Below are 22189 nucleotides of genomic sequence, written 5' to 3'. Positions count from 1 at the left end.
TATCCGGCGACTTCCGATGGTCGTAGGACGTCGGTAGGAAGCCTGGCGATCCGCCGATTCCAGCGCCGCGTCAGCCCTCAGGATTTTCCCGATGTGCTGCTGCGGGAGGCCTTGCGCTAGGACAACCCGCCGGGCGACCAGGCATCCAGAAGTTCCCGCGCGCCCTTGCCGGGGCGCGGGAGCCGCGCAAGCTCACCGGCTCGGGACAAGGAACCTGAACGATGTACGAAGTCATCTTCGTTGGAGGCTCGAAAGCGTTCGCAGGCATGATCCCGGTCCGGGAACCGCAGCTATGCTGATCCTGGGCCATGCGCTTGTTCAGGCGGCGGCGCTGGCGGCTGTCATGCCCGCACTTCCCGCGGACGGGCAGCCGGAACCGTCCGGCGCGGAAGTCTCGGCCGCGCATGGCGATAGTGCGGCCTTGCCGGCCGATCCGCCCGCGCCCGCCGCCCCCGTGGCCTTGCCTGAAGAGGACGCAAAGCCCCCGGCGAAGGACGGGGTTCTCAAGTTCGGCGTGGGCATTCGCGGGCGGGTGGACGTGCGGTTCAACGATGTCGACGGGTCGGGCGCCCGGCGGACGTCGACTCACTTGTCGTTCGACACGGTGATCCTGAAGCTCGACTACGATTCGTCTACGTTCTTCGGGGCCGCCGAATATCGTTTCTACGGCGGCAGTTTCATCTACAGCCGCAAGAACGGCTATGACGGTTATCCCGGCGAAGTGAACTTTCCCGCCTACGCCTACATCGGCGCGAAGCTCTCCGCGTCGGACAAAGTGACCCTGGGCCTGCAACCGGTGCCGTTCGACGACCGCTACTGGGGCAATTCCTGGTACAACAGCCTGGGCTTCGTCTACGGGCTTGAGGAAGTCTACGATGTCGGGATCAGCTACGGCCATTCGGGCGAGACGCTCTCGTTTGCCGCCGGCCTCTTCCCCACGACGGGACCGGCGGTGATGGGCCAGAGCCGGGACAGTGCCCGCTACAGCGTCAACATCGTGCGCGGCGATTCCTATCTGCCCGATTCCTCGGACAATGCTGAGCGCAACATCGTTGCAGGCAGGGTGCAATATGCCCTTGCCGCCTCGGATCACGGGAAGCTGACGCTGACAGGGTCGGCGTGGCTTTCCGACGTGCACAACTTCGACACGGGCAAGGAAGGCTCGCGGCGCGCCTATGCCCTCAGCCTGACCGACGAAACCACGGCGCTGCGCAAGAAACTGCTGGTGGCCCGGCAAGCCATCAATCCCGCCAATGCCGGCCGCAGCGACCTGATCGCGGTGGGCGACTACGATTCCTCGTACAATATCGCCGCCAGGAGCACGATGGCCTTTGGCGAACTGAGCCATCCAATCGAGACGGGGCGCTTCCCGTTCAAGATCAATCTCTACGGCAGCTATGCCCGCGTCTTCAAGGATGCGAAGGGCTTCGCCGATACCCAGCGCTTCAATCTGGGCGCGTTCTGGACCGACAAGGCGAGCGGACGCATTCGCGTCTGGACGGAAATGCTGGTCGGCCGCAACGATCCCTATGTCGGCGCCGGGCAGTTCGTGTCCGGCGGCGCGCAAGGCGGGGACGACCGCTGGAAGACTTCCCTGCTGATCATGGCGGGGTATTATTTCTGATCGGGCGAGGCAGTCCCTCCGGCCTCAGCCATCTCCCTATCGTTGCACCGGCGGAAGTGCGCCGCCGCCTGCCTGATCGGAGGCCACCTGCAGGCGGCCGCCTTCGGTGAGGGCACGGTGGTCGATCTTCATCGCCGGCAGAGAAGCACCGTTCCACGTCGCGGTCTGGCCCTCCCCGGTGCGATGCCTTTGCTCGATCCTGAAAGGAGCGCCGCCTTGGGGATGCACTGTCGCCACCGGAAACGCGGGGGTGGTGACGACGTACTCCGGCTTGCCGGGTGTCAGAGGGTAGAGCCCCAGGGACGCCCAGACATACCAGGCCGCCATGCCGCCGGCATCGTCGTCCATGCCGTCGGCATAGCCGACGGGATCGAGTGCGAAGCTGCGTCCATGCCAGGGCCGGGGGCGTTTGCCGGCATTGGTGTACCAGTGGTCGATGGGGCTATCGAGGATCTCGCGGACCAGCGATGCGGTCCGGGCGGGCTGGCCCGCGGCGGAGAACAGGAACGGCGCCTGGATGTCGGGCTGGTTGGTCATGTTGAACAGCCCCTGGTCGAAGAAGCGGCCGAGTTCGCGGCCGAAACGGGCGCGCCCCAGTTCCTGGTCGATCATCCAGTCGAGATCGAACACGGGGGCCCAGCGATATTGCCACAAGGTGCCCTGATAGAGCCCTCGCGCTTTCACCACATCGAAATCGGGCGCGACTTCCTTGAATACGCGCTGCCACATGGTCCGGTAGCGCAGCGCCCGTTCGTGCAGGCTGGCCGCGAGCGGGCGGTTGCCGATGTCGCTTGCCAGTTCGGCGGCGGCCCAGATGTCGTAAGCCGTCTCGATCTGCTGGTCGGGCGCCTCGTTCGGAAGCGCGTTGAGTTCCTTTATCATCAGCGGAAGGATTTCCGCCGCGTCGAAGCCGCCGATTCCCTTGCGGCGGAAATCGAGCAGGGCGACACCGGCGTGTTCGGTACGCACGGTGATGAACGGTTCGTTCTGCGTGCTCCACTGTGCCTTGCCCGCCAGGTAGAGTTCCGCGAGCGACGCGGCGATGTCCTCGGACCTGACCGGATCGAGAAGCGCGATCAGCGGCAATTGCGTGCGATAGTTGTCCCAGATCGCCCAGCCCGAATAGCGATGATGGCCGCGCGGTGCACGGTGCAGGGTGCCGTCCGATTGCCGGTAGCGGCCGTCCGTGTCGTCGATCCTCGCGGGGGTCTGAAGGACGCGGAAAAGGTGAGTGTAGAACAGGCGTGCGCGCTCGCCGCTGCCCGGCACTTGCACCCGGGCGAGTTCGCGCGCCCACTCCGTCCGCGCCTCGCGCCTGACGTGTTCGAGGGACCGATGCGCCGCGCCTCTTTCGAGCACGCGCCGTGCGGAGCGCGAGTCCACGACCGAAAGCCCGGTGCGCATTTCGACGCGATCGCCGGCCCTGACGGCAAAATCGTAGGCCTGCCGCTCGTCACCGAGTGAAATCGGGGCGGCCTTTACCGTCTGGCCGTTACGGCTGAGCGTACCGGCGAAGGACAAGTGATAGACGCCCTGGTCGCACACGGTTCCGGCGGACATGCTGCCGCGCATGTCGCCGGCCTTGCGCTTCTGCCATTGCGCGCTGTGGCGCTTGGTATAGCTGTGCCGCGGATCGAGCACGACGCGGATGGTTCCGGAACGCGGCATGGTGAAGCGCGAGATGCCCACCGCGCCTGCGGCGGCCAGATCGGCGCGAATGCCGCCGCCATAGCGCACGCTGTACCAGCCTGGTCCTGCCTGTTCGGACGCCTTGTCCATGGCCCAGGGCGCCGTGTCCCCCGCGTAGCCGACCGAGACGAGCAGATCGCCCCCGCCGCCGCCGCACCCCACCCCGACGGCGCGGGTATGGGAGAAGCCGAGGAGATGATCCGCCTGGTAGTCGTAACCGGCATGCTGCGCCGGCACCGTATCGGGAGACAGCTGCACCATGCCGAACGGGCCGGTCGCGGCGGGCGTCAACTGGCCGTGATCGCCTGACGTCCCGACGAAAGGATCGACCAGGTCCACCGGAGCGGGCGCTTCATCGGCCCAGGCCGGCGGGCAGAGCAGCCCGATCCCGAGGGGGCAGATCCAGAAGCGTAGCTGCACGGCAAGCCTGCCGGTCTTCATCATCGTCAAGGTGTGTTCCTGAACAGGGAAAGCGGGATCGCGCGGCCCATGGCTTCATAGCCGCCGTTGCCGGGATGGAGGTGATCCCCGGAATCGTAACGCCGCTGGACCATGGGCGGGCTGGACGTGTCGCGCAAGGCCGCGTCGAAGTCGATCACGGCATCGAATTCGCCCGCGCCGCGGATCCAGGCATTGGCGCTCTGGCGGGTTTCTTCCATCTCGCGGGTGAAAGCCTTCCAGCCGAAGCCCGGCGTGATCGTGCCGCCGTAGATGCGGATGCCTTTCGCGTGGGCAGCCGCGATCAGCCTCCTGTACCCGGCGATGAGGTCGGACGCTCCGAGCGCCGGTTCGCCGGGCAGAGTGGCGCGCCAGATGTCGTTCACGCCTTCCAGCACGATCAGGTGGCTGACACTGGGCACCGAGGCGACGTCGCGCATGAAGCGGTCCACCGCGGCGGTCCCGCGGCCTTCGCGCAGCAGGCGATTGCCACTGATCCCCATGTTGACCACGCCGCACCGCGGCCCCGAGCGACTTTCGATCAACCTTCTGGACAGCACGCCGGGCCAGCCCCGCCAGTCCGGACGGGTGCCGCGCGCGCCTTCGGTTATGGAATCGCCCAGCGTGACGATCGTGCAGGCCGCGGCGGGGTTATGGACGGCCAGCTGGGTAACCAGCGGGCGCAGCTTGGCGGGTTGCAGCGCGGTGCCTTGCGCATCGACGGTGCCGGGAGCGAACGCCGCCGGGAATGCCGCATTGCCGGCCACCGCGGTGCTGGGGCCGGATGTCACGATTTCCACCAGCAGGTCCTCGCCCGCCGTCACGGGGAAGTCGCTGGAGAGCGTCTCTGTCACCTGGCCGCCCGCTATGAGCGCGCCGACCCCCGCGGCAAAGGCCAGGGGCCTGCGGCTCGCGGCCGCAAGCGCGAAGCCTTCCGCTCCGGCTGCACGGGCAATCGAGATCGCTGCGATGTGCAGGCTTCGAGCGCCTTGCGGGTTGCTCAGCATCAGTCGCACCGCGTCCCCCGTCTGGCTGGCGCGGATGCGATAGCGATAAGTGCCTTCCTGGTTCTCGGTCTTGACGCTGCCTGTCGCAGGAGAGGTGGCATAGCCCCAGGCCCCCGCCCAGCCTTCGTCGGCGGGCCGGGCGTGCTCCTGGCTCGTGGCCGCCGCGGCAGGCGCGGCGAGAGGAGCGGCAAGAGCCGGGACGAGCCAGGCGGCGGCAATCAGGCGCTTCATGTTCGGCCCCTTCAGAACTTGAACCGCAGGGCGGCGGAATAGACGCGGCCTTCGAAATAGACGCGGTCGGTGAAGGCCTTGGTGCCCCAATAGGCCCGCTGCGGGCGATTAAGCAGGTTGGTGCCGTCCACCGTCAGCGAGAGGTTGCGGTTGAAGTTGTAGGTTGCCGAAGCCGCCAGGCGTGAGATCGGGTACCAGTTCAGGTTCTTGGAGGGATCGGTCAGATTGTAGCTGAGCGTGAAGTCGCTGCGCCAGGACCAGGCGACTTTCGCGCGGAACCGGCCGTCATCGTAGAACAGGCTGGCATTGTAGCTGTGCTTCGAGATGCCGGCCGTCTGCCCCTTGAAGGCGGCAGTCACCTCCGTTGCCGGCAGGTTCTGCGCGGAATCGATATATGTGTAGTTCGCCGAGGCGCCGAAGTGCCGCAACAGGCCCGGTGCGAAGTCGAAGAAGGTGTTCGCGCCCACTTCCACGCCCTTGATATATCCGTCGCCCGCATTGACGTACTTGGTCACGTCGACGGTTCCCAAGGCGCCGGGAATCGCATCGTCTTCCACCGTCGTCTTGACGATGTAGCCCGTCACGTCCCGGTAGAATCCGGCAAGCGAGATCGAGCCCGTGCGGCCGAAGTAGTATTCCAGCGACAAGTCCCAATTGGTCGAGCGCACCGGTTTCAGGTCCGGATTCCCCGAAGTGGCGATGCCGGTGTAGTCGCCCGACGCGCTCTGGACCTGCACGAGTGCCACGGTGGGATTGAGGTTGGCGAAGTCTGGCCGGCTGAATGTGCGCGTCCAGGCGCCTCGAAGCTGCAGTTCGGGCGTGAAATGCACGATCGCCGTGATCGCGGGGTCCACGTCCACGTAGTTCTGCCGGCCGTGGATCGGCGTGTATCGGGTAATGGTGCCGCCGGTGGTCGGGGTGTTTTCGCGAATGCTCTGGGTGCCGTCGATGGAGAGCCAGGTGTTCACCACGCGCAGGCCCGCCACGCCATCGACCGGCATGCCCGCCAGTTCGAAGCCGTACTTGAACTGCCCATAGGCCGCGAAGCTCTGCTCCTTGCCGTCGAAGGCGGCAAGTGGATCGTAAGCCGGGCGGCCGTCGTCGGTGAAGTAGCCGGGCTTGAGCGTGCTCACGTAATTGTTGAGCGCGATCACGTTCGCTTCGCTGTTGAGATAAGTGGCGTCATAGCCGACCCAGCCCGTGGGAATGGCCGCATCGTCCCCGCCCGGGCGGCGCGACAGCACGGCGGGCGTCTCTCCGCCCGGAAAGGCGGACATCGGCAGCTTGAGCGCGTTCAGGTCCACCAGCCCGGTGCCCGAACGATATTCGGCGGTGCGGCGGGCATAGCGAAAGCCCGTCTTGAACGCGCGAAAGAAGCCGGTGCCGGTATCGAGTTCCAGGTCCGTGCGCCATTGCAGGCCCTTGCCCTTTTCCCGCTGGCGCGTGTCCGAATAGGCGCGGACATGGAACTGGTCGATATCGCCCAGATCGGCAGTCGGGTAAGCATAGGACAGCCCGCCCCATTTGCCGTCGCTCTGGAAGGTCGCGTCGATGACCGGCGCCTGGTTGAACCCGAGCAGGAACAGCTGCTGGTCCGTCTCGATCCGCGATGTGGTATAGACCGCGCTGGTGGTCAGCGCGGCGATGCCCGACTTGAAGTCGGCGCCGAATTCGATCTGGGTCGTGTCCAGCAGCTGGCGCGTGTGGTTGGAGCGGGCACCCGAGTTGGCCGTTGCGGTGAAGCGGGCGCTCTTGACGATCTGGGTGCCCTCTACCAGCTCGACATTGCCGAGAGCCGTGTTCGCCGCGATGTTCGTTTGGAAATCGGTATCGGTGTAAGTGTTGTCGTCCGTGACATTGGTGGCGCGCAAGTGCAGGCCGAAGTTGTAGGCAGGGCGCCATTGGATCTCGCCGGTCAGGACCGGGCGCTCGTAGTGGCCCTTGGGGTTCTTGGCGAGGATGCCGGTCGGCAGGCTGTAGCCGGCGGGGGTAGTCTGCGGGCCCAGGCTTTCGCGATACGATTCGTAGTAGTCCCGCCGCGTGTAGCTGGCATTGACGAGCACGCCGATTTCGCCCGCCCCGGTATCCCAGTTCCCCGCGACGAGCACGTCGCCGTTGTACATCAGCTTGTCTGCCTGATCGTCGTAGCTGCCGCGCAGGGTGGCCGCGACGCTGATGCCCTTCCTGAAGTCCAGGGGCTGGCGCAGCTGGACGTCCACCGCGCCGCCGATGCCGCCCTCGATCAGGTCGGGCGTCAATGCCTTGTAGACTTCCATCGAGCGGATCAGTCCGGCCGGATAGCTGTTGAGCAGAGTGCGCCGCGAAACGCCCGTGTAGGCCTCCTGGCCGTTGATGGTCGTCACCACGCTGGAGATCCCGCGAATGGTGATGGCCTGGCCTTCGCCGCGGTTGCGGAACACCTGCACGCCGGGCAGGCGGGCGAGCGCTTCGGTGGCGCTGTTGTCGGGCAACTGGCCGATATCTTCGGCGGCGATGGCATCGACGATCGCGTCGGACTTGCGCTTGATGTCGCGCGCGGTGCTCAGGCTGGCGCGAAAGCCGGTGACCACGATGTCATCCGCGGCGGCAGCATCGCTGGGAACCGGCGCGCGCGCCTCGCTCAGCTTCACGCGGCGCAGGACGATCCGCGCACCGTCGTCGGCGGCCACTTCCAGGCCGGTGCCCACGATCAGCAGGCGCAGCGCGGCGCGGGCATCCATGGGGCCTTTCACGGCGCGGCTGCGCAGCGCTTCCAGGCCCTCGCCCGGCGCCACGATCTGGATCTGCGCCTGCCTGCCCAGCGAAGCTATGGCGCTCGCCAGCGGCTGGGCGGGAATGTCGAACTGGCGCTGCTGGGCAAGCGCAGGCGTGGCAATGGCACAGGCGACGACAGCCATGCCGCAGCCGGAAAGAAGTCTCGAATGCATGAGTAACGATCCCCACCAGCGGCGCGTCTGCCGCTTTCGAGGGCTAGATGCGAGGCCGCCGACGATCCTCCATCCCCAGGCGATTTTATTTTCGCGAGAGCACGACGGCATCGTCGCGCTCGGTCAGCCGCAGGCCGTGGGCGAGGGCGGCTGCCTGCGCGAAGCCCTTGGGATCGCTCGTGGAAAAGACGCCTGCAACTTTCAGGCCGGCCACCTGGGGGTCGTCGATGACGATCCGCCGGTCCGAATAGCGGGCATATTGGCGCGCCGCATCGCCCAGCGTCAGCCCGGTAAGGTCCATCTCGCCGCGTTGCCACAGGCCCAGGCGGTCGACTTCGCCCACCGAAAGCTGCTCCCGCGTGATCGCGCCTTGCGCAGGTACGGTCATGCGGTCGCCTGCCGTCAGCAAGGCCGGTGCCGTGCCCTTCGCCTGCACTTCCACGCGGCCTTCGCGCACGATGACCGCCACTTCGCCAAGCTCCGAAAGGTGGACCAGGAAGCTCGTCCCGACCACCCGGATCCGCACCGGTCCCGCTTCGACGATGAAGGGGCGGGAAGCGTCCTTTGCCACGTCGAAATTCGCTTCCCCGGCCAGCATGCTGATCCGGCGTTCCAGCGGCTTCATCGCCACCGAAACTTCGGTTCCGGCATTGAGCGTGACGGCGGATCCATCCTCGAGCGCGGTGCGGCGCACGGTGCCCTTGTCTGCCGTCAGGCTGGTGCTTCCGGCCAGTCGGTCCAGGCCCAGGGCCACGAGGAGCGATGCCGCCATGGCACCGGCCGCGCCGCCCAGCCATAGCCTGCGGCTCATCACGCGCCGCTCGGAAACGCGCGGGGCTTCGGCCGAGACTTCGGGAATGCCGGTGGCCACCTCGGGAATGTCGCGGTCGACGCCGAGCGCCACGGCGCGGTCGAAATAGGCGTTTGCCGCCATTGCCCGTGCGAAGGCGCCGGCGTGGCGCGGGTCGGCGGCCAGCCAGGCGTCGAGTTCAGCCTGGTCCTGGGGATTCAGCGTGGCGGCATCGACGCGCAGCGCCCACTGCGCCGCGCGCTCGTCAAGCGCGTTCACGCGGTCGGGATCTGTCACTGGTCTCGCTGTCGTCTCGCTGTTCACGCACGCTAGATGACGCATTGCGGACATTTCCGCCACGCCCGATTGCATTTGTCAGGATCGCGAGCGCCTTCACCATGTGTTTCTCGACCGTGCTCTCGGCGATGCCGAGCGCTTCGGCCACCTGACGCTGGCTCAGGCCCTGGATCTTGCGCATCGTGAAGACTTCGCGGCAGCGGTCGGGCAGGGCGGCAATGGCCGCGGAGACTTGCGACAGTTCCTGGCGGTCCGCAGCGACCCTTTCAGGCGTCGGGGCGTCTTCCGGGATCTCCAGGAACTGTGCGTTGGCTTGCACGTCGATGGTCACGATCCTGGCGCGGCGCAGCGATTGCAGCACGACGGACTTGGCCACTTCGAACATATAGGTTCGCGCATTGCGAATGTGGTCCACCCGCTCGATCGAGGCGAGGATCGCGTAGGTTTCCTGGACGACATCGTCCACTTCCAGCCCCGCGGACGCCGTGCGCGCGGACAGCCACTGCCGCAGGGCAGCTTCATGCGGGAAGACATTGCGTCCCAGCCAGACGGCGCGTTCACGGGAAAAGGACATCGACGCCGCGACTATCCGGGCTGCATGACAATTTGGATACAGCGGCGCCGAAGGACGAAAGTTCTCTCCGGCATGGCGGATAGGTGCGCGCGCCGCATCTAGCAGGCGGCCCAGGCGCTCGCAGCCCCGATCCCTGCAGCGAAAGGCCGATGCTGACACCGTTCGGTCGGGACACCGGAGGACCAATGGCGAAATTCAGAATATGGCTGCAAGCGGCGCTGGGCATGGCGTCTGCTTCGCTTGTGGCGACCACGAGCCCTGCCCATGCCTGGACACGGACCGGCCACGCCGCGATCGGCTTCGTCGCGGAAGCCAAGCTCAAGACCGACAACCGCGAGGTCTGGAACAAGCTGGCCGAGATTCTGGACGGCGCCGAATTTTACGATGAGGCGGTCGCGGGCTGGGCGGACGATGTCCGTACCGCGCACCCCGAGCTTATCCATACCGTGCGCATTCCCGTGCTGGGCGCCGTGCCCTCGGCCTCGGACCCGGCCTGCATCGCCGACCAGCCCGAGGTCAGCTGCGCCGACAAGGCCATCGCCCATTACGCCGCCGTTCTGAAGGATGCGAACAACCCCCGGCAGCAGCGGCTGGAGGCGCTCAAGTTCATCCTGCACCTGGTGGGAGACCTGCATCAGCCGCTCCATGGGTCGGAGCCCGGCGGCGCGCAGGACAAAGTGCTGATACCCGGAGGAATACTCAACGTGGATGCCAATGGCGCGGCTCTGGCCAGCGACGTTCATGCGGTTTGGGACTACGCGATCATCAAGCGACATGGCCTGACCGCGGTGCAACTGGGCCGGCAATTGTGGGACGATGCCACGCTGGCGCCGCCCACCGGCCTGACCCCGCGCGACTGGGCCGTGGAAAGCCGGAACCTGGCGAAGAAGTACATCTTCCTCGATCCCGTGACGCCCAGTGCCAACGACGCCTACAAGGTCCCGGCATGCGGCGGCCGCACGGGGATCGCGTGCCCGGCAGCGGCCAGGACGATGCCTGCCGACTACGAGACGAAGAACTATTACCTCGTCTCCTATCGGCTCAAGCAGGCAGGGCTGCGGCTGGCCGAATATCTGGTGAACTTGATGGGGACCTGACCGGCTGGCGCGAAAGACCTTCGGCCTCCCGATGGGGCCGGAGGTCTATGCTCCGCCTGGAGCGGCCCGTCGCCTCAGGAAGCGGAGTTCGGGCCCGAACCCAGGCTTGCCGCGATTTCCTGCTCGGCCGCGGTCGCTTCGGCGATGAGCTGGCGCAGGGCCTTGGCGGTGTCTTCCAGAAGACCCGCGCCAAGCGGGCGCTCCCCGTTCACAAACCGCCGGATCGCGCGCTCGTCTATGCCGAGGCGGCGGGAGAAAGCGGTGGTGCCGCCGAACAGCTGGACGCAATAAGCAAAGTGTTCACGTTGCTCGTCGATCGAAGATTCTGCCATTTTACCTGCCTGTTGGTTCGCTGGTCTTGCCATAGGCGATCTTGCGCGCGAGGCAAATGGCGCCTGCTCGTGCGGATGTCACCGCACTCTCGGGGGCGGGCATGGCAGCCCTTTCAGTTGCCGTCCGCATCGACGGTGAACACCATGGGCTTACCGCGAGACGTGGGTTCCCAGCCGGCCTCAAGCGCGGCGCGGATGCCCCGCGAGACGATCGCGTCGCCGATCTGGAGGCGTCCGCGCTGCATGCCCTTCATCAGGCGTTTCGGCGGGGGGAACTCCAGCAAGGCGCCGCGCTGGGTGTTCTTGCGCTGCAACGCAACGGTCATGCCTCGCCAGCCGTCGAAGTCGTCCCACTGCGGCTCGCTGCGCAGCTCCCATTCATATTGAAGTCCATCGACCTCGACGATACCGGCTAGCTTGTTGGTCATGCCGGTACGCCTAGCAGGTCTCGGCCCGCAAACCACCTGCCGATCGGCGGTGGCGAACAACATTTCCGGACGAGGCCGCTATTCGCCGCAAGGTCCGGGCCGCTCGCCTGCGGGAGTGCGCGGCCGAGGGGGCGCGGCGCGCAATGTCCGCGAAAGCCCGGTCAGGCTCTCGCGGACATCGTATCATCGCCGCTTCCGCCCGGACGAGGCGCCTGGGCTCAATAGGCCGCCGACAAGGTCAGGAACCACTGGCGCGGTGCGATGGGATAGGCGGAATAGCTGTTCGTGGCCGATCCGATCGAGAGCGTCGACACGCCCTCCTTGTCCGTCAGGTTGGTGACGTTGAGCGCGAGTTCCACCTTCTTGAGCGGCAGGACACCGTCCGGAACCCGCCCGGCGACGCGCAGCGAGGTCAGGAAGTAGGAGGAAACGCTGGCGTCGTTGGTGAAGGTGGCGAAGCGGCGGCCGACAAAGTCCCCGATCGCCTGCACCTCGAACGGACCGACATTCAGCGTCGCCACCGTCTTGTTCATCCACTTGGGCGTGCCGGGCAGCTGCTTGCCGCAAGTCGGCACGATCCCGCCCGTGACGATGTAGCCGCCGATGCAGGTGTCAGTGGCTGCACCGATCCCCTGCGCGGTGGAAGTGTAGTCGTTCTGGTACTTGGACAGGTTGTACGAGATCGCATTGTAGAGCGAGAACACGTTCCCGATCCGCAGCGTGACGGCCGCGTCGACGCCGTCGGTCTTCACGTCGCCGACATTCACCAGGGTGGAGGTGCCGCCGGTGATGCCGCTGCCGGCGATCCCGCCCGGATTGGTCGGGATGGCGAGCAGGCGATTGCTGAAATCGACGTGATAGTAGTTGATCTGCGCCTGAAGCGCCCAGCCGTTGGAGAAGCTGCGGCTGGTGCGCAGGCCCGCTTCGTACGTCCAGCTGGTCTCGGGCTTGCCCTCGTCGGCGAAGGCGTCGAACGCGGCCTGGCTGCCGGTGAACCAGGGGCCGCCGCCGCCGGCGAGATAGGCCTGATACTGGCGCAGGTTCTTCTGGACGTTGAAGTAGACCTGTTCGTGTCCGTTGAAGTCATAAGTCGCGCCGAAGGCCGGCAGGAACCAGTTCTTCGTGTTGATCTTGCCTTCGGGCAGGGCGGTGGTCCCGCCCAGCGAGCCGAGGCGCGGCTGCACCGGGAAGCGGCCGCTGGCCCACTGCGCGCTGGTCTTGACGCCGCCCTGGACGAGCAGCGCGTCGGTCACCTGCCAGGTGTCCTGGAGGTGGAGCTGCAACTGCTTGATCCGCGCCTCGCCCTGATACTGGGTGAACAGCGGGTCCATGACATCGCGGGGGCGGACATAGGGCGTGCTCAGCGAGGGATCGGAAACCGGCACGGCGTACCAGCGGCGCCACTGGGTGGTGCTGTTGTGCTCGAACCAGCCGCCGAATTCGATCTTGTGGCTGCCGAGTTCGACACTCGCTGCAGAGATCACACCGAAGCGGTCGATGCGGTATTCGGTCGTGCGGGTAATCATGCCGGAGCCGCCGGTCGCGGCCAGCAGTGCGGCGCCGGATGCAGCCGCCTGGGCGGTGGTCAGCGCGGTGCAGGCGGTGGGGCGGATGCCGTTGCCATTGGCGCCGAAGCGGCAATTGGTGGGCAGGCTGGCATAGTTCGGATCGAGATAGGCCTGCGCCGTGGTGATCGACTGGCCGAGCGGGCCGGCCACCACGCCGGCGCCGTCGTTGTGGTGATAGTAACCCGTGGTCGACCAGGTGATCTTGTCGGAAAGGCGGGCATCGTAGCGCACATAGCCGAGATAGTCGGTGCGCTGGGCGTCCGAATAGTAATTGCGGTAATTGCTGCCCTCGGACGCCGGAGAGTTTCCAAGCGGGGTCAGGTAGCTTGTCCGATAACCGTCGAAATCGGGATAGAAGAAGGGCTTGGTATAGGGGGTATAGAGCTGGACCGGGGTGGCCGTGCCGCCTGCCGAAGGCTTGAAGAACACGGTCGCATCCTCGTTCGGCTGCGTCATGTCGTTGTAGTCGAAATAGAGCGTCAGCTTGCCGGCATCGCTGTCGTGCACGAACTTCGCATTGGCTTGCCAGCCTTTCTGGATGCCGTCGAAGTCCCAGGCCCGCGCCCTCTGGCGGACGCCCGAGATATAGCCCGAATTCCCGCCGCCGATGTCGCCGCTGTCGACCCGCAGATAGGTGCGCGAGGTGCCGTAGCTGCCTACGGTCTGCGCGCCGCGAATGCCGAATTCGCCCTGGGGATCGGAGGAGAAGGTCTCGACCGTACCGCCGAGGTTGCTGTTCGAGGGCGTTGCCAGGTCGCCCGCGCCGGTGGCCACGACCACGCGGCCGACGTTCTCGGAAATGACCGCGCGCTGCGGGGAAAGGCCGTTGTAGTTGCCGTAGCTCTGGTCGCCCAGCGGAATGCCGTCCATGGTGTAGCCGAGCTGGTTGCCGGCAAATCCGTGGACGAAGATCTGCGCGTTCTGCTCGTTGTTCCCCCAGGGATCGGCAGTGATGTAGAGGACGCCGGGCAGGGTCTGGATCGCCTTCAGAGGCGAGACGCCGGGCAGAATCTTCTGGATTTCGACTTCGGAGATCGCCGTGGCGGAGCGGGTGGTCTTGGCGCCGGTGACGATGATCGCGCCGTTGCTCTCGCCCGCGTCGACGTCTGCGCTTGCCGAAGGGGCCTCGTCACGCGCCATCGCTTGCGCCGCGGAGCACAGAGCGAGCGCGGTACCGGCGAGCATTGCGCAGCGCACGGCCCTGGAGGCCGATGGAATTGCCGTCATCTGATTGTCTTCCCCAAACCTTGCTGCCGGTGCGTTCACCGAGCGACAGGTCGGTTAGCCAAGCGACGTGGCGGTTTGACTTACCTTTGGTGACAGTAAGGTTTCAGTACCGGGGGCGGCGATATCCGGTGAAGGCAAGGCGAATGGTGGGAATGGCGGATTCGGATCAGAAAAGCCGCCTTAAGCCAGTGGGCCCATGCGCCGGGCTGGTGTGTAAATGGCCTGATCTGTTCAAAAATGAAGGAAAAATTGTTCCAGAACGAACGGCCCTTTAATAGGTAGTACGCGACTTTCCTGTCGCAATTAAGTTGACCTCTGTTTCGTCTCGCTCGGCCCTTGCGCGCGGGGGCCGCTGCCGCGACTTCGGGATTATACCTCGCAGGAACAGGGAAGCGGCGCTAAAGGCGGCGCATGGAAATGCGTCTGTGAGTGCCAAGGATCCCTGCATATCGGTGTGCCAGTTCGACGGTAAGTCGGGTTGGTGCCGTGGATGCGCCCGTACCCTCGAAGAAGTGCGCAAGTGGCGCAAGCTGCAGCCCCATGGCCGCCAGTCGATCGAGCGCGAACTTCCGCGCCGGTTGCAACGCCTTGCGGCGCGCGACAGTGGGTGAAGGCGTGCTTCGGCGCGGCGGTTTTTCGCAGAGGACAGGGAACGGCCTCTTCGCCGGAGCGCTTCCCCGTCACGCGCCGCGATTTGCAACCGTGCAGCGCCGGGCAGCCTGCGGAACGGATGAAGAGCCTTTTTGATGACCGAACCTTGTGATTTCGAAGCTGCCCGTCTCGAGGCCCTGGCGCGTTACGACGTCCTGGATTCGCCGCGCGAAAAGGCCTTCGACGAAATCGCGGAGCTGGCAGCTGCGATTTGCGGCACGCCTATCGCCGTCGTCAATTTCGTGGGTGAAGGGCGCCAGTTCTTCAAGGCGGAAGTGGGCCTTGGCCTTCGTGAAACGCCCATAGAGACCTCGTTCTGCATCAAGGCCCTGCTGGAAGAAGACTTCCTCCTCGTGACCGACGCCACGCAGGACGCGCGGTTTTCGGACAATCCGCTGGTCACGGCCGAACCGGGCCTGCGGTTCTATGCGGGCGCGCTGCTCAAGACGGAGGACGGCTACCCGGTCGGCACTCTCTGCGTACTGGACTATGTCCCGCGCGAACTGGATGCCGTGCAGGAAAAGGCCCTGCGGGTCCTTGCCCGGCAGGCGCTGACGGCGCTGGACCTGCGCCGCGCGGCCGCCGTGGCCGAGATGGAGAAGAAGCGCCTCCGGCACGCGCAGGAAGCGGGCAAAGTGGGCCTGTTCACGGTAGAGATCGCGCAGGACAGGGTCTATCCGACGCCCGAGCTTTGCCGGCTCTACGGGCTTCCGGTCAAGGCGAGCTACCAGACCTCGGACTTCGAGCAATGCGTCGTTCCCGAAGACCGGGCGCGGGTATCGAGCCTGCACGCCCGCTCTGCGGGGACCGGCGAACTCTCGGTCGACTACCGCGTGAAGGATGCGGCGACGGGAGAAATACGCTGGCTGTCGCGTACCGCCGAATACGAACGGGATCCCTCCGGCACGCCGGTCGGCTTCGTGGGCGCCGTGCGCGACATTAGCGGACACCGGGAAATCGTGGCCGCCCTGGCGCGGAGCGAGGAACGCTACCGGGCCTTGTTCGAGGCGCTCGACGACGGTTTCTGCATTATCGAATTCTTCGACGGCCCGCACGGTCCCCTGAGCGACTACGTCCATATCGAGGCGAATTCGGGCTACGAGCGCCAATCCGGCATTGCCAATATCGTCGGGCGCAGCTTGCGGGATCTGGAGCCCGAAGATGCGGAAGGCTGGGCCGAACTTTACGGCGAAGTGCTGCGCACCGGCAAGCCGATCCGTTTCGAGCGCTATTTCCTGGCCGCCGGGCGGCACATCGAAGTGTCCGCCTCCCGGGTCGAACCGGCATCGCTGCGCCAGGTCTCGGTCATGTTCCGCGACATCGAGGCACGGCGCCGGGCCGAAGACGCCCTGCGGGCCAGTGAGGCGATCGCCCGAGAGAACATCGATCGGGTGAATCTCGCCCTGTCCGCAGGCGCGATCATCGGCACCTGGTTCTGGGACATCCCGACGGACAGCTTCACGGTCGATGAAGGTTTCGCCCAGACTTTCGGCTTCGATCCGGGGCAGGACCGCGTGGGATTGAACCTCGCGCAGATCGTGCGCTCGGTGCATCCCGACGATCAGGCGCGGCTTTCCGAGGCCATGAACAAGGCCATGGCGGAAGGCGGGGCCTATGCGCATCAGTACCGGGTGCTGCGCGCCGATGGCCGCTATTACTGGATCGAGGCGAACGGCCGCGTCGAAATGGGGCCGGACGGGACGGCGGTGAGTTCGCCGGGCGTGCTTCTGGATATCGAGCAGCGGCGCATGATCGAGGCGGAACGCGACAGCGCGGCCAGCGCGCTGCGTGCGCTCAACGAGACGCTGGAACAGCGCGTCGCCGAGCGTACCGCCGAACTGATGCATGCCGAAGCGCAATTGCGCCAGGCCCAGAAGATGGAAGCCGTGGGGCAGCTGACGGGCGGCCTGGCGCACGATTTCAACAATTTGCTTGCCGGCATATCCGGCGCCCTGGAAATGGTGGGCACCCGGCTCAAGCAAGGGCGGCTGACCGATGTCGACAAGTATCTGGTCGCGGCACAGGGCGCATCGCGCCGCGCCGCCGCCCTGACGCACCGACTGCTGGCGTTCTCGCGGCGGCAGACGCTCGATCCGCGGCCGACCAACGTGAATGCGCTGGTCAACGGCATGGCGGAGCTGATCCAGCGCACGGTCGGGCCGGCGATCCAGGTCGAGACCGTGGGCGCGGCCAGCCTCTGGCCCACGCTGGTCGATCCCGGCCAGCTGGAGAACGCGCTGCTCAACCTCTGCATCAATGCGCGCGACGCGATGCCGCAGGGCGGGCGCATCACCATCGAGACTGCGAACAAATGGCTCGACCGCACGGGCGCGCGCACGCATGACGTTCCCGAAGGGCAATACCTCTCGCTCTGCGTCACGGATACCGGAACCGGCATGACCGCCGACGTGATCGCCAAGGCCTTCGATCCCTTTTTCACGACCAAGCCCATCGGGCAGGGCACCGGGCTGGGGTTGTCGATGATCTATGGCTTTGCCAAGCAGTCGGGCGGGCAGGTCCGCATCTATTCCGAACTGGGCGAAGGCACGACGGTCTGCATCTACCTGCCGCGCCATTACGGCGAGGTCGGCAGCGACCTCGAACTTGCCACGCACACGGCCGATCTCGGCGCCGAAGTGGGGGAAACGGTACTGGTCGTCGACGACGAGCCGAGCGTGCGGATGCTCGTCACCGATGTCCTCGAAGACCTGGGCTATGCCGTGATCGAAGCGGCGGACAGCGTTTCCGGCCTGCATGTGCTGCAGTCAGACGTTCGGATCGACCTGCTGATCAGCGATGTCGGTCTGCCCGGCGGCATGAACGGCCGCCAGATGGCCGATGCCGGCCGGCAGAGCCGCCCGGACCTGAAGGTGCTGTTCATCACCGGCTATGCGGAGAACTCGGTGATCGGCAACGGTCATCTCGAGCCGGGCATGCAAGTGCTGACCAAACCTTTCGCCGTGGACACCCTGATATCCCGCGTGCGCGACATCACCGCGGAATGACCTGCGCGCGGGCGGTGAACGGACCTGCCCGCCACACCATGAATAGAGGCCCCGTAGAGATGCATTCGGCTACGGGGCCTCAGTTTCAGCCTGGTGCGTCTGACCGACACAGACTGACGGCCACATAGCAATCCACCAGGCCGATCCGGACGCGCCTTCATCAGAGGGCGTGGGTCGCAATCGCCCGAAGTGAGAGCCAAGCGTTTGTAAGGACGCGATGTTCCTCGGCCTCTCGGAATAGTCAGGACCATCGGGCGCGCGATCCTTGCGGCGCTGCTTCCCCTGCGCATTTCGCCGCAGCCCCTGCCGATGCCTGCGCGGGCAGGCGGCACCTCATGCCGCATGCCCGGAAACGATACGTAACCGGCGAGCTAAGCGCCTGAGACTTGCGAAGGCCATTTCCTGCCTCATCCGCATGTTCGAAGGAGATTGATTAGTGGCGACATCCAACACCCTGGCTACCGCGCAGCCGACACCGGACGAGGCTCTGCAGCGCCTGGTGGACGGGAACCGCGCATTCGTTGCCGACCAGCCGTCGCAGTCGGACATCTCGCGCGAGCGCCGTCTCGCGCTGGCCGAGGGGCAGCAGCCCTTCGCGACCCTGGTGGGATGCTCGGATTCGCGCGTCGGCCCCGAGCAGCTGTTCGGAGCGGGTCTTGGCGAGCTGTTCATCGTGCGAACGGCCGGAAACAACGTCGATGCGGCGGGAATGGGTTCCGTGGAGTATTCGGTCAGCGTCCTGAAAGTGCCGCTCATCGTGGTGCTCGGCCACGAGAAATGCGGCGCCGTCGCGGCTGCCGCGGACGTCGTGACCAAGGACGTGCGCTTCCCCGGCAGCATAGGCCGCATGATCGAGCCGATCATTCCGGCGGTGCTGGCAGCCCAGCGCAATGTCGGTGAGGAAAAGCTGGTGGACGTGGCCGTCGAGGAAAATGTCCGCCGCATGGTCGAGCGGCTCCAGACGTTCTCCGAACCGATGCTGATCGAGCCGCAGGAGCGGGGCGAACTCAAGGTCGTGGGCGCGGTGTACGAACTCGCCACCGGCCGGGTGCGCTGGCTCTAAGCCGCCGTCCACCCCGGCAGACGAGAGCCCGACCGCGAAAGTCGGGCTCTCGCCGGCATCAAAGTGAGATACGGCAGGTTGCCGGTTGAGGCCGATCAGCGGCCTTCCGGCAGCTTCCGGCCCCCGGCAAGGTCTACCTCCAAGCGGCCGTCACCGTTTCGCGCCGCAGGACTTGCGGCCGGCCCTGGCCCAGGCAATGGCGCTGTCGAACAGCTTGCGCCCGGTATCGGTCATGCGGGTGAAGCTGTTGTTTTCCATGCCGATGAACACCCGGCGGGCCGGGGCGAGGTGGTCGTGATCCATCGTCGCCCCGGCCTCGTAGCCGAAAAGGGTCGATTTCTCCGGCTCGCCCGGCCAGGTCATGATGACATCGGCGCCCAGCCCCGGCTTGCCCCAGCCGGCCGGCGTTCGGGCTTCGGTCCAGGTCCCGAGCCCTGCAGGGATTCCCGCCGCCAGCGGATGAGGCGCGCGGACCAGCCAGAAATAGTGCCCCGTTTCCAGCTCGCCGAAGTCACTGTCGCGGCGCAGGCCGGTCATCCACAAGTCGTCGAGCAGGTCATTCTCCCAGGTCACCAGCGGGATGCCCATGTCGCGAAGGCGCGTGATGACCGAGCGTTCGGCGGTGAACTGGTTGGAGCGGACCGTGGAGGACATCACCACCAGATCGAACCCGCAAGGATCCGGCATGCCGGCACCACCTTGACCCGCCAGCCCTTCGCTGACGGTCACGCTGTAGCCCAGCTGTTCGAGCCGCGCCTTGACTTGCGGATCGGCCGAACCTCCCGGCGGATCGGCGCGCATCAGGAACAGGATGCGGCCCGCATCCCCCGCGGGCGCGGGAAGGGGCGCCGCGGCGCTCGCCAGCAGCAGGACGACGATGGCCGCGAACGCCTTGCCCATCCTCAGAAGCTCCCGCTCAGGCCGACAAGGAAGCTGCGACCTTCGCCCGGCACGACTTGCGAGCGCGAAACCGAGGATTCCATGTAGTAGTCGTTGGTGATGTTCTTGACGTTGAGCGAAAGGCGGACCTTGTCTGCCAGCTTGTACCAGACACTGCTGTCCAGGCGCGTATAGCCGCCGATGCTGAAGCTGTTCTCCAGGTCGCCCTGGCGGTTGCTGGCCGCGAAGACGCCGCCGCCAAGCCCAAAATTGCGAAGCGCCCCGTCGACCGGTTCCCAGGTCAGCCAGAAGCTGCCGCTCCATTTGGGCACGCCGATCAACTGGTTGCCGCGCGCGTAGTCTGTCGATTCCCGCACGGTCGCGTCGGTATAGGCGCCGTTGGCGATCACTTTCACGCTGGGGCTGATCGAGCCCGAGAGATCGAGTTCCACGCCGCGCGACCGCTGCACGCCGGCGTTGATATTGTAGCCGACGTTGTTGGGGTCCTGCTGCGTCACGTTTTCACGGGTGAGCTGGTACACGGCCAGGGTGCCGCCCAGTCGGCCGCCGAACAGCTCCGCCTTGACGCCGGCCTCGTACTGCTTGCCCTTTTCGGGATCGATGGGCTTGCCGTCGATGGTCGGTTCGGGCTTCGACTGGAACGAGCGGGTGAAGTCGGCAAAGAGCGAGATATTGGGCACCGGCTTGAAGACCAGTCCCACGCGGGGCGACCAGGCCTTGTCATCGGATTCGTACTGGGTCGTGCCGTGGTCGGACTGCCGTGCATGGTCGTAGCGCACACCGGCCAGCAGATGGATCTGATCGCCGATGTCGATCTGGTCCTGCAGGTAGCCGGACCAGGATTTGGCCTGGACCTTGCGGTCGGCGGCGGGAACGAAAGTACCGGGCTCGGCGCCGTAGACCGGGTTGTCGATGTCGATCCGGGCCAGCGTGGCACGGGCGAACGTGCGGAAGCGGTAGGACTTCACATATTCGCCGCCGAACACGACGGTATGGCCGATGCCGCCGGTCTTGAAGCGGGCGACCATGTCGGCCTGCGCGTCGTAGTTGTGGTTGTTCTCATGCTGCTCGACGGCGGTGCGGGTGATGGTGCGCGCGCCGGTCGCGGCGTTGACGGCCACGGTGTTGCCGTAGTTGATGCCGAACAGGTCGAGCTTGCCTTCGTCGTAGTGGCCGATCTGGCGGATCGTCAGCCAGTCGGTCAGCTCGTGCTCGATGCGGTAGTTGAATTCGTAGCGCTCGGATTCGGTGGTTGCCCAGCGCTCGCCAAGGAAACGGGTGCGCGGAAGGTCGACCACCAGGTCGCCATCGGCGTCGGTCGTGGCGATGATGCCGCGGTCCGTCTGGTTGTGCTGATGCGCATAAGTGAGGCTGGCGATCACGCGGGTGCGGTCGTCCGGTTCCCACAGCACCGATCCCGAGAGGAACTGGCGGCGGTAGGGCACCAGTATGTCGCGGAATGTGTCTCCGGTCTGGGCCGCGCCGATGAAGCGCACGGCCAGGGTCTTGGCGGCATCGACCGGGCCGGTCACGTCGATCTGGCCGCGTGCGAAATCGTTGCTGCCGGCCTGGACCGAGAAGTTCATCGCGCGCTCGAAGCGCGGCTGCTTGGTGACGATGTTGATGAGGCCGCCCGGATCGCCGCGACCGTAGAGCACGGAAGCGGGGCCTTTAAGCACTTCGATGCGCTCGATATTGGCCATGTCGCGGTAGCTGTCGTTGGTTTCGATCGCCGGGCTCAGCATGATCGAATCGACGGCGTAGTACGATGAACGGAAGCCGCGGATCGTGAAGCTTTCAGAGCGGTTGCCGGCATTGGTCCCGGCCTGGATGCCGCTGACGTTGCGCAAGGCGCTGGTGAGATCGAGGATCTGCTGGTCGTCGATCACATCGCGCGGCACGAACTGGATCGACTGCGGCACATCCATGATGTCGGTGCCGGTGCGGGTGGCCGTCGTCAGCTGTTCGACCTTGTAGTCTTCGCTGCGCTGGCCGAGCACGGTGATTTCGGAAGAGCGGATCTGGTCGGATCCGGCATCGGCGGCGGCCTCGGCCTCTTCCGCCTGGGCCATTTGCGGAGAGGCGGCGGCGATCCCGAGAGACCATACGAGCGCAAGCAGCGGAGCGCGGCGGCCCCGGAAGAGATTCGACATTCGAAGGATTCCCTGTTCGACCCTGGTTTTGGCCCCCGTTATTGAATATGCGAGTCAGTTGCAAGACAACCGTTGGCATATGTTTGGAGGTGAGCGGTCGGAACTGGGTTCCCCACGAGCAAGTGCGCTCGAAAGCGACGAGCGATCGAACGGCCTGGGGGTTCCGGTGACGGGGAGATGCGGATGGG

At 65.9% G+C, this 22189-nt stretch carries 15 protein-coding genes; 5 read left to right on the top strand and 10 right to left on the bottom strand.

Annotated features, from left to right (window positions below):
- Positions 1-292 precede the first annotated feature (292 nt).
- The gene (locus tag EDF58_RS15505) at positions 293-1624 is read left to right on the top strand and encodes a hypothetical protein (protein WP_243654281.1); all 1332 of its coding nucleotides are present in this window, start codon (positions 293-295) and stop codon (positions 1622-1624) included.
- 36 nt (positions 1625-1660) lie between these two features.
- Here EDF58_RS15505 and EDF58_RS15500 read toward each other — a convergent pair whose 3' ends face one another.
- The 5 genes from EDF58_RS15500 to EDF58_RS15480 form a co-directional block, all read right to left on the bottom strand.
- A complete protein-coding gene (locus tag EDF58_RS15500) occupies positions 1661-3757 on the bottom strand; it encodes a glycoside hydrolase domain-containing protein (protein WP_243654290.1) in 2097 nt (698 codons plus the stop codon).
- A gap of 2 nt (positions 3758-3759) precedes the next feature.
- The gene (locus EDF58_RS15495) at positions 3760-4989 is read right to left on the bottom strand and encodes an SGNH/GDSL hydrolase family protein (RefSeq protein WP_132267165.1); all 1230 of its coding nucleotides are present in this window, start codon (positions 4987-4989) and stop codon (positions 3760-3762) included.
- A gap of 11 nt (positions 4990-5000) precedes the next feature.
- The gene (locus EDF58_RS15490; RefSeq protein ID WP_165921440.1) at positions 5001-7916 is read right to left on the bottom strand and encodes a TonB-dependent receptor; all 2916 of its coding nucleotides are present in this window, start codon (positions 7914-7916) and stop codon (positions 5001-5003) included.
- Between the two features lie 85 nt (positions 7917-8001).
- Positions 8002-9003, bottom strand: a complete 1002-nt coding sequence (locus tag EDF58_RS15485) for a FecR domain-containing protein (protein WP_165921439.1) — start codon at positions 9001-9003, stop codon at positions 8002-8004.
- Positions 8972-9577, bottom strand: a complete 606-nt coding sequence (locus EDF58_RS15480) for a sigma-70 family RNA polymerase sigma factor (RefSeq protein WP_132267159.1) — start codon at positions 9575-9577, stop codon at positions 8972-8974. Before EDF58_RS15480 ends, EDF58_RS15485 begins: the two co-directional genes overlap by 32 nt.
- A 185-nt stretch (positions 9578-9762) precedes the next feature.
- Here EDF58_RS15480 and EDF58_RS15475 point away from each other — a divergent pair, with 185 nt between their 5' ends.
- A complete protein-coding gene (locus EDF58_RS15475) occupies positions 9763-10674 on the top strand; it encodes a S1/P1 nuclease (protein ID WP_165921438.1) in 912 nt (303 codons plus the stop codon).
- A 74-nt stretch (positions 10675-10748) separates the two neighbouring features.
- Here the strand turns inward: EDF58_RS15475 and EDF58_RS15470 are convergent, their stop codons facing one another.
- The 3 genes from EDF58_RS15470 to EDF58_RS15460 form a co-directional block, all read right to left on the bottom strand.
- The gene (locus tag EDF58_RS15470; RefSeq protein WP_132267155.1) at positions 10749-11006 is read right to left on the bottom strand and encodes a hypothetical protein; all 258 of its coding nucleotides are present in this window, start codon (positions 11004-11006) and stop codon (positions 10749-10751) included.
- A 113-nt stretch (positions 11007-11119) separates the two neighbouring features.
- The gene (locus EDF58_RS15465) at positions 11120-11434 is read right to left on the bottom strand and encodes a hypothetical protein (protein WP_132267153.1); all 315 of its coding nucleotides are present in this window, start codon (positions 11432-11434) and stop codon (positions 11120-11122) included.
- 218 nt (positions 11435-11652) lie between these two features.
- Entirely contained in the window at positions 11653-14229 is a 2577-nt protein-coding gene (locus EDF58_RS15460; protein WP_207913007.1) for a TonB-dependent receptor, read from the bottom strand.
- A 425-nt stretch (positions 14230-14654) separates the two neighbouring features.
- On the opposite strand from EDF58_RS15460, the gene EDF58_RS15455 reads away from it, so the two are divergent.
- The 3 genes from EDF58_RS15455 (at position 14655) to EDF58_RS15445 (ending at position 18948) form a co-directional block, all read left to right on the top strand.
- A complete protein-coding gene (locus tag EDF58_RS15455; protein WP_132267151.1) occupies positions 14655-14840 on the top strand; it encodes a DUF1289 domain-containing protein in 186 nt (61 codons plus the stop codon).
- A 135-nt stretch (positions 14841-14975) separates the two neighbouring features.
- The gene (locus tag EDF58_RS15450) at positions 14976-17885 is read left to right on the top strand and encodes a PAS domain-containing protein (RefSeq protein WP_132267149.1); all 2910 of its coding nucleotides are present in this window, start codon (positions 14976-14978) and stop codon (positions 17883-17885) included.
- Positions 17886-18321: 436 nt separating this feature from the next.
- Positions 18322-18948 carry a carbonic anhydrase gene (locus tag EDF58_RS15445; RefSeq protein WP_132267147.1) on the top strand — a complete coding sequence of 209 codons (627 nt, stop codon included), beginning with the start codon at positions 18322-18324 and terminating at the stop codon, positions 18946-18948.
- A gap of 150 nt (positions 18949-19098) precedes the next feature.
- Here the strand turns inward: EDF58_RS15445 and EDF58_RS15440 are convergent, their stop codons facing one another.
- Together EDF58_RS15440 and EDF58_RS15435 are read right to left on the bottom strand one after the other, a co-directional pair.
- Positions 19099-19848 carry a hypothetical protein gene (locus EDF58_RS15440; RefSeq protein WP_132267145.1) on the bottom strand — a complete coding sequence of 250 codons (750 nt, stop codon included), beginning with the start codon at positions 19846-19848 and terminating at the stop codon, positions 19099-19101.
- 2 nt (positions 19849-19850) lie between these two features.
- Positions 19851-22001: a TonB-dependent siderophore receptor gene (locus EDF58_RS15435; RefSeq protein ID WP_132267143.1), complete on the bottom strand. Its 2151-nt coding sequence runs from the start codon at positions 21999-22001 to the stop codon at positions 19851-19853.
- Between the last annotated feature and the right edge of the window lie 188 nt (positions 22002-22189).

It is taken from the genome of Novosphingobium sp. PhB57 (assembly GCF_004342985.1).
Classification (GTDB): Bacteria; Pseudomonadota; Alphaproteobacteria; order Sphingomonadales; family Sphingomonadaceae; genus Novosphingobium.
The sequence above is the reverse complement of the archived record's forward strand: the minus strand, read 5'-3'. Positions and strand labels throughout refer to the sequence as shown.

Coding starts and splice junctions, on each gene's coding strand:
- EDF58_RS15505 (WP_243654281.1), top strand. CDS start 293: ATGCTGATCCTGGGCCATGCGCTTGTTCAGGCGGCGGCGCTGGCGGCT.
- EDF58_RS15500 (WP_243654290.1), bottom strand. CDS start 3,757: ATGATGAAGACCGGCAGGCTTGCCGTGCAGCTACGCTTCTGGATCTGC.
- EDF58_RS15495 (WP_132267165.1), bottom strand. CDS start 4,989: ATGAAGCGCCTGATTGCCGCCGCCTGGCTCGTCCCGGCTCTTGCCGCT.
- EDF58_RS15490 (WP_165921440.1), bottom strand. CDS start 7,916: ATGCATTCGAGACTTCTTTCCGGCTGCGGCATGGCTGTCGTCGCCTGT.
- EDF58_RS15480 (WP_132267159.1), bottom strand. CDS start 9,577: ATGTCCTTTTCCCGTGAACGCGCCGTCTGGCTGGGACGCAATGTCTTC.
- EDF58_RS15475 (WP_165921438.1), top strand. CDS start 9,763: ATGGCGAAATTCAGAATATGGCTGCAAGCGGCGCTGGGCATGGCGTCT.
- EDF58_RS15470 (WP_132267155.1), bottom strand. CDS start 11,006: ATGGCAGAATCTTCGATCGACGAGCAACGTGAACACTTTGCTTATTGC.
- EDF58_RS15465 (WP_132267153.1), bottom strand. CDS start 11,434: ATGACCAACAAGCTAGCCGGTATCGTCGAGGTCGATGGACTTCAATAT.
- EDF58_RS15460 (WP_207913007.1), bottom strand. CDS start 14,229: ATGACGGCAATTCCATCGGCCTCCAGGGCCGTGCGCTGCGCAATGCTC.
- EDF58_RS15450 (WP_132267149.1), top strand. CDS start 14,976: ATGACCGAACCTTGTGATTTCGAAGCTGCCCGTCTCGAGGCCCTGGCG.
- EDF58_RS15440 (WP_132267145.1), bottom strand. CDS start 19,848: ATGGGCAAGGCGTTCGCGGCCATCGTCGTCCTGCTGCTGGCGAGCGCC.
- EDF58_RS15435 (WP_132267143.1), bottom strand. CDS start 22,001: ATGTCGAATCTCTTCCGGGGCCGCCGCGCTCCGCTGCTTGCGCTCGTA.